This is a genomic window from Klebsiella sp. CN_Kp091 (assembly GCF_040065095.1).
Taxonomy (GTDB): Bacteria; Pseudomonadota; Gammaproteobacteria; order Enterobacterales; family Enterobacteriaceae; genus Klebsiella; species Klebsiella aerogenes.
In genome coordinates this window covers 460,843-475,080 of sequence record NZ_JBEAIO010000049.1, presented here as the reverse complement: position 1 = coordinate 475,080, position 14,238 = coordinate 460,843, and the positions used below count along the sequence as shown (strand labels likewise).

Here is a 14,238-nt window from a genome sequence, read left to right as displayed (position 1 = left end):
GGATTTTTATGAAACATTGGATATTGGGTGCGGCACTATTTGCCGCCACCGGCGTCGCGCAGGCGGAAAACTACCGTATCGTGCAATCGCCTTCGCAAAAACTGGATGTCTGGATCGATAACATCAAGGGTAATACCGCGCAGAGCTGGTGCGCTAATGAAGTGGCGCTACGCATCGTCGCCAATGGCAATAAGAACGTTAAGATACTGGATAACTTCCTGCCGCGCGTCGGCGCATTAATGGAGCATCAGTGTTCGCGTTTGCAGCAGTTGAACTGGACGCTGGTTGACGCTAACAATGGGCATATCGCTCAGGGGAGCGCGGCGAAAAACAAAAAATGGGCGGTAAAAGTCGCGCCCGCCGAGACCGCTGCGGCGGCGGAAAAGCCCGTCGCGCCAGCCTGGCTGCCGCCGGAAGAGAAGGCGGAAAAACTGTCCCCCGCCGCCGACCGTACGCCGTGGCAGGAGTTCACATTGCAGGGCGGCTGTCGACTGCGCACCTTCTGGCAGGAAAACGCCGCCGCCTTATTCATCCCCGCCGTTGAATCCGGTAGTTGCGAAAAGGGCGGCTGGCTGAGCGGTCGCACCGTCATCACTCAATCCGTTAACGGTAAAGAAAAGCAGAGCACCGTGACGTTTGTGCACGGCTTCCCGGTGGTGGGTCTCAATGCCGCCGCTGACCCCAACAAACTTCTGATCACCGCGGTCAATAACCAACGCATGGTAGTCAGCAATGAAAACGCTCAACAAAGCTGGATGATCCTGCCTTATGACCCCGGGCAAAACGGTTGGCAGATGACCGGTACGCTGGCTATCGAAATGTCTCGCGAACTGGCCAACGATCCGTCGCGTCTACAGGCGCGGATAGAGGCGGCGCGTAGCGTCTGGACGCCGTGGCTGGCGCCGGATATCAAACTCAACGTTGTGCTGATCGACGGCCTGCACCCGCTGCTGCGTAACCCGGCGGCAGGCGCATGGCGCGCGGCGAACTAAGGAGCGACGATGAACACGCTATATCAACAGCTGGCTGGCGAAAGCGTCGGCGCAGCGCTGCAGCGCCTGGAAAGCGAGATCAAAAGCCGTCCCGCCGATGCCGATTTACGTGCGGCGTTCGTCCAGTTTCTATGCCTGAGCGGTAACTGGACGCGCGCGTTGGCGCAGCTAAAAAGCTGGCTGGCGCTGAAGCCGCAGGCCAGGCCAACGGTCACCCTGCTGGAACAGAGCATTCAGGGCGAGCAGCAGCGAGATGCGGTATTTGCCGGCAGCGCCCGCCCGCAGATGCCGGACAGCCAGTGGCTGTGGCTGTCTGCGCTGGCCTCCGCGCTTTGTTCCGATTCAGAAACCGCCCAGCGACAGCGGCTGGCCGCCTTTGAACAGGCGCCCCTTAATCCTGGTAATCTCAATCAGGCGGATACCCCCGAGGTCGCTTTTCACTGGTTGATGGACGGCGACGCGCGTCTGGGCCCGGTTTGCGAACTTATCTTCAATGGACGGTATTGCTGGCTGCCTTTTACCGCTATCGCCGAAATTCGTTTTCAGGCCCCGGCGAGCGTCACCGATCTGGTGTGGCGACATGCGCTGGTACGCCTGACCGATGGTAGCGAGCAAGTGTGTCAGATCCCCGCGCGTTACCCTGTCACGCCGCAGGCGGAGGCGCGCTTCCAGCTGGGCCGCGCCACCGAGTGGCAGCCGCTGGACGACGAAGGCGCGCTGTATCAGGGCCACGGGCAGAAAGTGTGGCTTAACGATAACGATGAATTCCCGATTCTCTCTCTCGACGTGGTGAGTTTTGCATGAACAAACCGGTACGCGACGGTGACGCGCTGCGCAGCGGCTGGCAGGCGCGTAGTAAGCAAGAGACCATTGGCGCCCGCGATAAGATGCAGCCGTCGCTGCTCGACCGCCTGACCGATAATCAGCCGCAGAAAAAATCGGAGCCGCTTAACAGCAACCTGATCACCCACAGTACGCTGCGCCGTCACGTGCTGCGCGATCTGCAGTGGCTGTTTAATACCATCAATCATGACGATCCGCAGGCGTTGGCCGCGTTGGCGCACGTGCGCCGTTCGGTGGTTAATTTCGGCGTCGCGCCGCTGGCCGGGAAACGGATGTCGGATATTGAGTGGCAGGATATTCAGCGCAAACTTACCGAGGCGATTATCAGCTTCGAACCGCGCATTCTGCCGCAGGGGCTGCAGGTCCGCTGTATTTCTGATACCCAGTCACTGGATTTACATAACGTCCTGTCGATTGAAATTAAAGGGCGTCTGTGGTGCGTACCGTATCCATTAGAGTTTTTGTTCCGTACCGATGTGGATCTCGAAAATGGCCACTTTGAATTGAAAGACGCGGGGTAACGATGGAAGGCAAACTGCTTGAATATTACAACCGCGAGCTGGCCTATCTGCGTGAGATGGGCGCTGAATTCGCCGAACGCTATCCGAAGGTTGCCGGCAGGTTGGGCATGCGCGGTATTGAGGTCGCCGATCCTTACGTTGAGCGGATGATGGAGGGTTTCGCCTTTCTGACTTCGCGCGTGCAGCTAAAAATGGACGCCGAATTCCCGCGCTTTTCACAGCGCCTGCTGGAGATGATCGCGCCCAATTATCTGGCGCCTACGCCGTCGATGGCGATAGCCGAACTGCAGCCGGACATCAATAAAGGCGATCTGAGTAAAGGTTTCGTGGTGCCGCGCGGTACGATGATGGACAGCCAGGTACTGAAGAAAAACGGCGTCACCTGTAGCTATACCACCGCGCACGATGTCACGCTGTTGCCGCTGCGTATTGAGAAAGCCGAACTCGGCGGGATCCCCGCCGATGTGCCGCTGGCCGCGCTTGGGCTAAGCCAGCGCGGCGCCGTCAGCGCTTTGCGCCTGCGTATTAGCTGTGAAGGGGCTCAACATCTTGGCCATCTGACCTTTGACCGGCTGGCGTTTTTCTTAAGCGGCCCGGATATTGAGGCGCTGCGCCTGCTGGAGCTGATTCTTGCCCACCAGGTCGGCGTGGTGTGCCAGACCACCGGGCGCGATCCGCTGCGTTTTTCGCTGAGCGAAGAGGCTATACAACAAGAGGGTTTCGCCGCCAATCAGGCGCTGTTACCGGAAGATCTTCGCAATTTTGACGGCTACCGGTTGCTGCACGAATACTTTGCCTTCCCGGCGCGCTTCCGCTTTATCAGTATTAACGGCCTCAGCAAGTTAATCGGCCAGTGCAAGGACGAAAAATCCTTCGATATTATTGTTCTGCTGGATAAAACCGACGACCGGCTGGAACAAGTGGTGGAAGCTAACCACTTCGCGTTGCACTGCACGCCGGTGATTAACCTGTTTCCGAAAATCGCCGCCCGCCAGTCGCTGAGCGACAGCCAACATGAATACCATCTGGTGGTCGATAACATCCGCCCGCTGGACTATGAAATCTATTCGGTGAGTAAAATTCACGGCAGTGCCGATGGTCACCGCGACGATCGCGAGTTCCGTCCATTCTGGAGTTCATGGAGCAAGGATGCCGGAGATTACGGCGCTTATTTTTCGCTGCGCCGCGAACAGCGGGTGCTTTCCGAACACGCGCTGCGCTATGGCACGCGTACCGGCTATACCGGCTCTGAGACCTTTGTCTCGCTGGTCGATGAGCAGCACGCGCCGTGGCAGGAAGATCTGCGTTACATCACCGCCGAGGTGCTGTGCACCAGCCGCGACCTACCGTTGATGCTACAACAGGAGCTGGGGCAATTCGTGCTGGCGGATTCGCTACCGGTAAAAACATTGAAAATGCGTAGCGGCCCGACGCCGCCGCGACCGGCGCTGGCGGAAGGGCTCAGCACCTGGCGGCTGATAAGCCAGCTGCAGATGAACTATCTCAGCCTGATGGACGGTGAAAATGGCGAAGGCGCCGCGGCGCTGCGCCAGTTGCTTGGGCTGTATGCCGGGCTGGCGGAGACCGCCGTGGCCCGCCAAATCGAAGGGGTACGCCACTGCGTGCTGGAGCCGGTTCATCGCCGGGTGCCGGAGCCGGGGCCGATCGTCTTCGCCCGCGGTATCGGCATCACCTTAACCGTAGATGAGCGCGCTTTTTCCGGCGCCAGCCCGTGGCTGTTTGGCAGCGTACTGGAACGGGTCTTTGCCCGGCTGGTGTCGCTCAACAGCTTTACCGAATTCACCTTATGTAGCCAGCAGCGCGGCGAAATCGGTTACTGGGCGCCGCGAATGGGGAAAAGGGCGCTGATATGAGTGAGACGTTGGCTACCATTCATCGCCTGACGCCGCTGGCGGACGTTTTCTGGCGCGAGGTTACCGCCGCGCCCTGGCGCTACGATCTTTTTCATCTGCTGCGCCGCATTGACGCGCAAGGGGGCGAACGTTACCCGCTTGGGCGCGCGCCGCTGCCGAAATTTGAATCGCTGCGCATCGGGCAAACGCCATCAATGGGGTTTGCGCCCGCGACGCTGGCCAGCGCGCAAAAACGGGCAAATAGCGCGGTGCATGAGATATCGATTCTCAGCTTCGGTCTGTTCGGCCCCAATGGCCCGCTGCCGGTTCATATGACCGAATACGCCCGCGAGCGTATTCATCATCATCAGGACGACAGCCTGAGCGCTTTTGCCGATCTCTTTCACCACCGCCTGACACTACTGTTCTACCGCGCCTGGGCCGACGCGCAGCCAACGGTATCGTTAGACCGTGCGGATAACCGCCGCTTTGAGCGCTATCTCGCCTCACTCATCGGCATGGGTCAGCCGGGGCAACTGGAGAAGGGCGACCTGAGCCCGCATGCGCGTTTCACCCACGCAGGCCATCTCAGCCGCCATGGTCGGGATCCGGAAGGGCTGGAGAAGATCCTGCGAAATTACTTCAAAGTCCCGGTCAACATTATCAGCAACGTGCCGCAGTGGATGCCGCTGACCTCGCGAGAACAAGCGCAACTGGGGGCGGGAAGGCGTTTACCTCGTCTGGGCGTCTCGGCGTTTCTCGGCGTCGCGGTACGCGATGTTCAGCATAAATTCCGCCTTGAAATCGGCCCGCTTAGCGCCGCCGAATACGCCCGTTTTTTGCCGGGCGAAAACGCGGTGAACGAATTACGCGACTGGATCCGTCAGTATCTTGGGATCGAATATGCATGGGATGTCAGGGTACTTATCCGCGGCGATGAAATACCCGGTACGATCCTCAGCGGCGACGGCAAACTGGGTTACAGCACCTGGCTTGGCCACCAGCCAGCCCCCGTGCCGCGTGGCGATTTAGTGTTTAGCGTGGAGCAGAGCGACGCCTGATGTTGTCTGCTCTCTGACACCTTTATTAATGTTATCAATGGAACCGAACATGTCAGAAATCAGCCGTGCCGTACTCTTCGGCAAACTGGATACGCTGTTGTTTACCTCGCTGGAAAGCGCAACCGCCTTTTGTAAACTGCGCGGCAACCCTTACGTTGAGCTGGTGCACTGGCTGCATCAGCTGATGCAGCAGCAGGACGGCGATCTGCAACACATTATCCGCCATTTCGCCCTTGATGAGCAGGCGCTGACCCGCGATATCATCGCGGCCCTGGATGCGCTGCCGCGCGGCGCCAGCTCGGTCTCCGACCTTTCTGAGCATATCGATAGCGCCGTCGAACGCGCGTGGGTTTATGGCTCGCTGAAATATGGCGTCAACCGCATCCGCGGCGGCCATTTGTTAATAGGGCTGCTGAAAACCTGGAATCTGGCTAACGTTCTGAAAGGCATTTCGCCGCAGTTTAGCAAAATCAATGTCGATGCCTTGAGCGAGAGCTTTGAGACGCTGCTGGCCGCCAGTAAAGAGAGCCAGCAGGCGGCGGTGGAGACGGCCAACACGGGCGCGACGCCGACGGCGCAGGGCACGCTGGCTCAGTACGGACAGAACCTGACGCTGCGGGCGCAGGAGGGCAAGATCGATCCGGTGGTTGGCCGCGATGAAGAGATCCGCCAGATGGTGGATATCCTGATGCGGCGCAGGCAGAACAACCCGCTGCTGACCGGGGAAGCCGGCGTCGGTAAAACCGCGGTAGTGGAAGGGCTGGCGCGGCGGATCGCCGCAGGCGATGTCCCGCAGCCGTTGCGTAATATTGAGCTGTGGCTGCTGGACATCGGTATGCTGCAGGCCGGTGCGGGCATGAAAGGCGAATTTGAAGCCCGTCTTCAGGCGTTAATTAACGAAGTGCAATCCAGCCCGACGCCGATCGTGCTGTTTATCGACGAGATCCACACTCTAATAGGCGCAGGCGGCCAGCAGGGCACCGGCGATGCGGCGAACCTGCTGAAACCGGCGCTGGCGCGCGGACAGCTACGTACTATCGGCGCGACCACCTGGGCGGAGTACAAAAAATATATTGAAAAAGATCCGGCGCTGACCCGCCGTTTCCAGACGGTGCAAATCCACGAGCCGGATGAAGAGAAAGCGTTGCTGATGCTGCGCAGTACCGTATCGCCGCTGGAGAAACACCATCGGGTGCTGCTGCTTGATGAAGCTGTCAACGCGGCGGTGAAGCTGTCGCATCGTTATATTCCCGCGCGGCAGTTGCCGGATAAAGCGGTCGCGTTGCTGGATACCGCCTGCGCCCGCGTCGCCGTCAGCCAAAGCGCACCGCCGCCGCAGTTGGAAGATTGCCTGCAGCGCATTGCCGCCCTGGATGTGGAACTGGAGATTGCCCAACGCGAGAGCCGGGTGGCGATTGGCGATGCCCAGCGCATTGAGCAACTCAAGCAGGCGCGTCAGCAGCAGGAAACCGAACGCGATACCTTGAGTCGTCGCTGGGAGCAGGAACGCGCGTTGGTTGATGAAGTCATCGCGTTGCGCGCGCAATTGCAGGAGGCTGATGACGACGCCCAGCCGGCGCTGCGCCAGACGCTTAATGAAAAACAGCTGGCGCTAAAAACCCTGCAGGGTGAGATGCCGCTGCTGTTCGCGGCGGTAGATGAGAACGTAGTGGCGGCGGTGGTCGCTGACTGGACCGGCATTCCGCTGGGGCGGATGGTCAAAAATGAAATTGACGCCGTACTGAGCCTGGCCGACACGCTCAACCAGCGAGTGATTGGCCAACGCCACGGGCTGGATCTGATCGCCAAACGTGTGCGCACTTCACGCGCGCGGCTCGACGATCCCAATAAGCCGGTCGGCGTCTTTATGCTTTGCGGGCCATCCGGCGTAGGTAAGACCGAAACCGCGCTGGCGCTGGCGGAAGCGCTGTACGGCGGCGAACAGAACGTTATCACCATCAACATGAGTGAGTTCCAGGAGGCGCATACCGTCTCGACCCTGAAGGGCGCGCCGCCGGGTTACGTGGGTTACGGCGAAGGCGGAGTGCTGACTGAAGCGGTACGCCGCCGCCCGTATAGCGTGGTGCTGCTGGATGAAATCGAGAAGGCGCATCCGGACGTGCACGAAATCTTCTTCCAGGTGTTTGATAAAGGCTGGATGGAAGACGGTGAAGGCCGCCATATCGATTTCCGCAACACAATCATTATCTTAACGTCTAACGTCGGTACCGAGCTGATTAGCGCTATGTGCGCCGATCCGGATCTGATGCCCGAGCCGGAAGCGCTGAGCGGCGCGCTGCGTCAGCCGCTGTTACAGGTCTTCCCGCCAGCGCTGCTTGGCCGCCTGTTGGTGGTGCCGTACTACCCGCTGAGCGATGCGATGCTGGGGCAAATCGTGCGTATGCAGCTGGCACGTATTCAGCGTCGTCTGCAGGACAATCACAACATTGTCTGCGAGATTGACGACAGCGTCGTCGAGCAGGTGGTTCAGCGTTGTACCGAAGTGGAATCCGGCGGGCGTATGGTCGATGCGATTCTGACCAACACGCTGCTGCCGCAGATGAGCCAAATTCTGTTAACCGCCAACCGTAACGATGAGCAGTTTACGCAACTGCGCATCAGCTATGCGCAAGGCGAGTTTCATTGTCAGTTTGCCGCGTAACACCATCAGAAAGTGAGTCTTAAGATGACGGATCACGAAAACAATCGGACTGTCCTGAACGCGCTGCCGGTCGGGTATCGTTTTAACGAATTTGAAATAAAGGAAGTGATTGGCGGCGGCGGTTTCGGCATTGTGTATCGCGCCTGGGACCATCAGCTGGAACGTACCATCGCGATTAAAGAGTTTATGCCTTCGTCGCTGGCGGTACGTAACGAAGATATGACCCTGGTACTGCGTAGCGAGCGCTTCAGCAAAGCGTTCTCCGCCGGATTAAACAGCTTTATCCAGGAGGCGCGGCTGCTGGCGCGCTTTAATCATCCCAACTTGCTGCACGTGCTGCGCTTTTGGGTTCAGAACGACACCGCCTATATGGGCACGCTGTTTTATAGCGGCACCACCTTGAGCCGGCTGCGCGAGCAGCAGCCAAACCTCATCGATGAGGCATGGATCCGCCGGATGCTGCCGATGCTATTCGGCGCCATTAAAACCATTCACGACGCCGGATATTTGCACCGTGATATCTCACCGGAAAATATCCAGATCCAGGATAACGGCCTGCCGGTGCTACTCGATTTCGGTTCGGCGCGCCGGACCATCGGTAATCTCTCCGACGAAACCGAAACCATGCTGCGCCCGGGTTATGCGCCTATCGAGCAGTATACCGACGATAATGACAGCGAACAGGGCGCCTGGACCGATATTTATGCCGTCGGCGCTGTGCTGCATACGCTGATCGTGGGTTCACCGCCGCCGGTGAGCGTGGTGCGGAGTATTCAGGACAACTATCAGCCGCTGGCGGAACTGAAGCCGGCGGGTTACTCGCTGCCGCTGCTACAGGCGGTCGATAAAGCTCTGGCGCTGCGGGTGGAAGATCGTCCCCAGTCAATCGACGCGTTTGCCGAGCTGATTGAAATGCCGGTGTCCAGTATCGATGACGTCTTGTCGGTCAAAAAAACCGGCACCATGCTGGCGCTGGTCGAAGAGGAAGAACAGGCGCCGGCCGTGACAGACTGGCGGCGCTATAAGGTTCCGGGGATGGTCGCCGCAGGCGTACTGGTCGGCATTATTGCCGGCGGTATGCTGTTCAGCGGCGGCGGCAGCGAGGCGCAACCTGCACAGAGCGCCAGCACCCAGCCGCCAGCGGCGGTTACGCCGCCGGTAACAACGCAGTCCGCTCCGCCCGTTGCTGTTCAAGAGAGCAAACCTGCCGCCGCGGCGGCGCCTGTTGCTCAGGTTTACGTGCGCATGCGGGAAGGGGAAAAGCTCAAACTCAATGGCGAACCTCATAATACGCAACCGGCCACAAACGGCTTCGCCTCGCTGAAACTGGCGCCGGGACATTATGAAATTACCCTGCAGGGTAATGGACAAACCCGCGAGCAGACGCTGGAGATCGCCAAACCGGGAACCTGGCTTATTAATCCATCGAGTTGATAAGCCAAAACTGACGAGTGGAAGATGAGTATTTTTACTAACGTAATCGTTCTGGCCGTGGTCCTACTGTTTATTTATATTTTTGCGTCATTGCTGATTCGCGATGCGAAAAATAAAAAAATCAAAGCGGCTATCCACAATGATGGCGTTGCGGTGTCTGGCACCATCACAAATGTGAGAAGCCGCTCGGGCGGTAATTCCGGGTTTATTAATATTAGCGTCGATTTTAATTACGTTAACGAAAAAGGTGAATTGCTGACCGGTCAGCGGGATATCGTTATTGATATTACGCGTATCCAAAACTTTCAACCGGGAAAGCCGATTCCGTTACGCTACTTGCGCCTTGACCCGCAACAGGTGCTGGTCGATCTGCCGAACCCACTGTTAACGCGCAGCTAGCGCTGCACAAACTGTATCCCCCTGAATGGAATAATATTATGTCTAACAGGATCACCGTTCAGCTCCCCGTTGAGGGGCTGCTTTTCTGGAAACTCAGCGGACATGAAGCCATGTCGGAAATGTTCGAGCTCAGCTTAACGCTGCTTGGCAGCGATGCGCGTCTGGATCGCAGCAAACTGCTTGGCCAGCCGGTCACCGTGACCATTCCGACGCAAAACGCGCTGAGTTCGCGTTATTTCAACGGTAAAATTACCCGCGTGGCGGTGAGCGCCGTTGAGCTGAGCGGTATCCGCTACGCCGCTTACCAACTGAGCGTTGAACCCGACTTATGGCCGATGAAACGCGACCGCAACCTGCGTATATTCCAGGGGCAGACGGTACCGCAGATCATCAATACGTTGCTGAGTGAATACCAGGTCAACGTTGAGGATAAGCTGAACGGCAGTTACCGCGTCTGGGATTACTGCGTCCAGTATCAGGAAAGTAGTTTCGCCTTTATCAGCCGCCTGATGGAGCTGGAGGGGATTGCCTACTATTTCCGTCACGAGGCGGGTAAACATACGATGGTTCTGACCGATTCAGCCACCCAGCATCAACCGGTAAGCGGCTATGAAACCATTCCCTACCACCAGACAGCATCGGGCGGTATTACCACTGAAGAGGGGATCGGTCAGTGGGCGCTGGAAGATAGCGTGACGCCGGGGATTTACAGCCTCGATGACTATGATTTCCGTAAACCTAACGCCTGGCTGTTTCAGGCGCGGCAGAACCCGGCATCGCCCTCGCCGGGCAGTATCGACGTGTACGACTGGCCGGGGCGGTTTGTCGATCACGGACACGGTGAATTCTACGCGCGTATCCGCCAGGAGCGCTGGCAGGTGGAACATCAGCAGATCCAGGCGTCCGCCACCGCGGTAGGCATCGCTCCCGGCGCAACGTTTACCCTAACTAATGCGCCATTCTTTAGCGATAATGGCGAATATTTGACGACCGCCGCAGATTACTTGTTTGAAGAGAACAGCTACGCCAGCGGCGGCAATAGCGATATCTCGCACCAAATCCATTTTAGAGTGATCCCCTCTTCAGTAGTCTATCGCCCGGCGCAGGTAACCGACTGGCCGCGCACCTATGGCCCGCAGACGGCGAAAGTTGTCGGGCCTGAAGGGGAAAGCATCTGGACCGACAGGTATGGCCGCATCAAAGTGAAGTTTCACTGGGACCGCCACGCCAAAGGCGATGACACCAGCTCCTGCTGGGTTCGCGTGTCTAGCGCCTGGGCAGGCCAGGGCTTTGGCGGCGTGCAAATTCCCCGCGTCGGCGATGAAGTGGTCATTGATTTTATCAACGGCGATCCTGACCGCCCGATCGTCACCGGACGTGTGTATAATGAAGCCAGCATGCCGCCATGGGATCTCCCCGGCGACGCCACCCGGATGGGCTTTATGACGCGGAGTAAGGATGGGAATATTGATAACAGCAGTTTCTTGTTCTTCGAAGATAATCCGGGCAATGAATCTGTCGAGATGCATTCAGAGAAAGATATGAAGATCTCGGTAGAGAATGATAAAACAATATTGATTGATGGCAATCGCAATACAACTATACAAAAAAAACAGCAGGATCATGTTATTGGTTCCGTAATGCAGACTTACGAGGACTCTTGGAATATTACTGTTACTAATGCTGTTATCAATACATTTAATGGGGGAGAAAAAACAACCATCCAAAAAGGACGCATTCTTAAAATAACTAGCGGAGGTGATGACGTAAATATAAATGATGGCAGAGCTACAAATATAACAGGGGATGACACACTACACATCACGGGGGCATTGACTAAGACAATTGAAAATGGAAGCCACGCAGACATTAAGGGTGGACAAAGTAAAGTGATCAATGGTGGTTTATCCATTAATGTGGATACCGGGGATTGGGTCCAGAATGTCAATGCGGGTACTATTACCATCACAAGCCCTCTGGATATTACATTGAGAAGTGCAACCAACATAAATATTCAAGCACCAAAGTCAAGTTGTACTATTGCAGGGCATAAAGAAGCAATTACGGGGAATAGTGCGAATATAACTGGTGCATCGGAGAGCTTAACTGGCGCTGCTGTTGATGTAAAGGGATTGTCTGTTAGTTTGGCCCATTCGTATGTAGCTCACAATGTTATATCAATTAGCCACAAAACATTTGAACTTAAAAATAGCCCCATGGAACTTAAGAAAATAGGCGCTCTGATTTCAAGCGGAGCTATTCATTGGAGCTCAAAGGCTTTAACTTTATTCTTATAAAAATGGTGACTATATGGATTTTTTAAATACGAAGTGGTTTTATATTCTGCTTGTGGCATGCATTATAGCATTCTATATTATTGGGCGAGATTTTCGTAGTTCCGTTATCCCTATGATTAAAGCAGGGTTTATTGAAAGTGCTGTTCTTAAAACAGGAATCGCAGTAAATGCCGATATTATTGCTGCACATCAAACTAGTATGTGGGGTGGAAATAAGCCAATATATCATTTGACCTTAAAATTTAAAACTCTTGAAGGAGTTGAAACCGAAGCGAGTGTTGATATGGGGCTAAGCTTTGAAGAAATTGAAAGATTTAAACCCGGCAATGGGACAACAATAAAATATGACGCTAAAAATCCTAAACGAATCGCAATTTATGACAGACCATTGTTTTTATAAGTTGACAATTATTTATATTTAAAACCTAAAGACCTAACAATGAACTTTATTTATCAACACTCTTTGTTAATTGTCATTGCATCGGTTGCATTTAGCTTTTTTCTATTGTTCGGTTCGTTGCGAAGTCTCAAAGGACAGGGAGGGGACCTTACTGAAATAAAAAACTGGTTAAACCGTGAGCGCTGGCCCGGTGAGATCAAAAACGCATCTCTGGTAAGTTGGCGTCAAACTAACGCGACCAATAATTTCGATTATTATTTTGTATTTACCTTTGATGCGAACATTGAGGGTACGACAAAACAGTATAATGCTGCCGCCGTAGTACGTGCTTTAGAAATCCCAAAATTAAAACCGGGGCTTCAATTAACTATAAAGCATGAGGGCGTTCCGCCAAAACGAATGGCTGTTATGGATGTGGATTATGAATAAATAGTCGGCTGGACTTACTATGTCTGTGGTCATTCATATGGCCACTTAAAAATACTCACAATATGTCTAATTGGAAATATGGAGTAAGCTATCGATGATGGTTTTTGTTAATAGCACGGATGCAACCCTATGAATGTTATCACAGAACCATCTTTTATCTTTGGCATTGTGATGACAATCATAGCATTAGGTATATCATTTGCTGCATTCAAACCAAATAAAGCTGAAGTCTCAGCAATTAAAAACTGGTTATCGAGAGATAAGTGGCCCGGCCAAACAATCCAGGTTCCGCTAGAATCATGGCGTCAGACAGAAACAAAGTATGGCAATGATTATATTTATGATTTCTATTTTAGTGCGAATATAACCGGTTCTGTGAAAAAATACATTGCGAAAGGCATTGTGAGACCTAATGACATTCATAAATTAAAGAAAGGAATGTTATTATCAGTAAAGTACAGTAATGACACGCCCGTAAAGATAGCGGTTATTGCTGTCAATTATTAAATTGTAAGCCATGAGCAAATAAGGCTTGTCACTATGGATACACTCTTTTTTGTCGTCATGGGGCTGATTGTCCTGGTGTTTGGTATCTATCCCATGGCCCGTTTTCTTTATCAGGATTTTTACCCGTATTTAAAGGATAGTTTCACCCACAGTGAGGTCCTGCAATCCGGCATTGCGGTCAACGCGGATATCATTGCCGCACACCAGACCAGCGCCTGGAGCGGAAGTAAACCGGTCTATCGTCTCACCTTTAAATTTAAGACCCGCGAGCAGGTGGAAGTCCAGGCTAGCCTGAATTACACCCTGAATTTCAGCGACATTGAGCGTTTTAAGCCGGGTAATGGCACAACGATTAAATACGATCCGGCGAACCCGCAGAGAATTGCGCTATATGACAGGCCGCTTTTTTTGTGACAGCTAATCAGGAGATAACATGGAAATCGTCTCTACCATAATGCTAACCATGGCATGGGCCATTCCGCTGGTAGTATTGCTCTTTGTGGCCTGGGTTGCGATGCAGAATATACGCTCTGCGCGACAAGATAAAAAAACGAAAATGAATGGTGTCAATGTTAAGGCCACCATCCTGCAGATCAAATACGATCGCGACCAGCGAATTAATAATCACTACTCAGCCATTTTGACCCTTCGTTATCATTGGCATGAGCAAGAACTGCAGGGCATCCGCGGCGTTATATTCCCCGCGCAAGACCAATCTGAGGTTCAGGTGAATCAATTAATCAATATTCGCGTTCACCAGGACGACCCACAACATTTCTACTACCTCGATTATCGTAATGTCTGATGCTAAGCATCAATTCCCCTTAAGAACCTATCGCA

General features: G+C 54.5%; 14 protein-coding genes. All 14 read left to right on the top strand.

All coding sequences use genetic code 11. From position 1 onward, the window contains the following. The first annotated feature begins 8 nt into the window (after window positions 1–8). The 14 genes from ABLV17_RS22880 (at window position 9) to ABLV17_RS22815 (ending at window position 14,203) form a co-directional block, all read left to right on the top strand. Entirely contained in the window at window positions 9–992 is a 984-nt protein-coding gene (locus tag ABLV17_RS22880; RefSeq protein WP_308959151.1) for a hypothetical protein, read from the top strand. A 9-nt stretch (window positions 993–1,001) separates the two neighbouring features. Next, complete coding sequence (locus ABLV17_RS22875) at window positions 1,002–1,796, top strand: type VI secretion system accessory protein TagJ (RefSeq protein WP_308959152.1); 795 nt, start codon at window positions 1,002–1,004, stop codon at window positions 1,794–1,796. After that, a complete protein-coding gene (tssE, locus tag ABLV17_RS22870) occupies window positions 1,793–2,356 on the top strand; it encodes a type VI secretion system baseplate subunit TssE (RefSeq protein WP_015705452.1) in 564 nt (187 codons plus the stop codon). Before ABLV17_RS22875 ends, tssE begins: the two co-directional genes overlap by 4 nt. Window positions 2,357–2,358: 2 nt before the next feature. Beyond that, a complete protein-coding gene (gene tssF, locus ABLV17_RS22865) occupies window positions 2,359–4,230 on the top strand; it encodes a type VI secretion system baseplate subunit TssF (RefSeq protein WP_348854679.1) in 1,872 nt (623 codons plus the stop codon). Next, window positions 4,227–5,270: a type VI secretion system baseplate subunit TssG gene (gene tssG / locus ABLV17_RS22860; RefSeq protein ID WP_113373357.1), complete on the top strand. Its 1,044-nt coding sequence runs from the start codon at window positions 4,227–4,229 to the stop codon at window positions 5,268–5,270. Before tssF ends, tssG begins: the two co-directional genes overlap by 4 nt. A 49-nt stretch (window positions 5,271–5,319) precedes the next feature. Continuing rightward, window positions 5,320–7,932 carry a type VI secretion system ATPase TssH gene (tssH, locus tag ABLV17_RS22855; protein WP_308959005.1) on the top strand — a complete coding sequence of 871 codons (2,613 nt, stop codon included), beginning with the start codon at window positions 5,320–5,322 and terminating at the stop codon, window positions 7,930–7,932. Window positions 7,933–7,956: 24 nt separating this feature from the next. Further along, window positions 7,957–9,366, top strand: coding sequence for a serine/threonine-protein kinase (locus ABLV17_RS22850; protein ID WP_348854677.1), 1,410 nt, complete (start codon window positions 7,957–7,959; stop codon window positions 9,364–9,366). Between the two features lie 24 nt (window positions 9,367–9,390). Next, window positions 9,391–9,765, top strand: a complete 375-nt coding sequence (locus ABLV17_RS22845) for a DUF3592 domain-containing protein (protein WP_213292545.1) — start codon at window positions 9,391–9,393, stop codon at window positions 9,763–9,765. 38 nt (window positions 9,766–9,803) lie between these two features. Then, window positions 9,804–12,062 carry a type VI secretion system tip protein TssI/VgrG gene (tssI, locus tag ABLV17_RS22840; RefSeq protein WP_308959006.1) on the top strand — a complete coding sequence of 753 codons (2,259 nt, stop codon included), beginning with the start codon at window positions 9,804–9,806 and terminating at the stop codon, window positions 12,060–12,062. A 13-nt stretch (window positions 12,063–12,075) separates the two neighbouring features. Continuing rightward, on the top strand, window positions 12,076–12,462 hold the full coding sequence (locus ABLV17_RS22835; protein WP_308959007.1) for a DUF3592 domain-containing protein: 387 nt from the start codon (window positions 12,076–12,078) through the stop codon (window positions 12,460–12,462). A gap of 39 nt (window positions 12,463–12,501) precedes the next feature. Beyond that, on the top strand, window positions 12,502–12,891 hold the full coding sequence (locus ABLV17_RS22830) for a hypothetical protein (protein ID WP_308959008.1): 390 nt from the start codon (window positions 12,502–12,504) through the stop codon (window positions 12,889–12,891). Window positions 12,892–13,020: 129 nt separating this feature from the next. Continuing rightward, window positions 13,021–13,398 (top strand): hypothetical protein, encoded by a 378-nt coding sequence (locus ABLV17_RS22825; protein ID WP_308959009.1) that lies wholly within the window; start codon window positions 13,021–13,023, stop codon window positions 13,396–13,398. Between the two features lie 33 nt (window positions 13,399–13,431). Continuing rightward, on the top strand, window positions 13,432–13,812 hold the full coding sequence (locus ABLV17_RS22820; protein ID WP_308959010.1) for a DUF3592 domain-containing protein: 381 nt from the start codon (window positions 13,432–13,434) through the stop codon (window positions 13,810–13,812). Between the two features lie 19 nt (window positions 13,813–13,831). Beyond that, window positions 13,832–14,203 (top strand): hypothetical protein, encoded by a 372-nt coding sequence (locus ABLV17_RS22815; protein WP_045394322.1) that lies wholly within the window; start codon window positions 13,832–13,834, stop codon window positions 14,201–14,203. Window positions 14,204–14,238 lie beyond the last annotated feature (35 nt).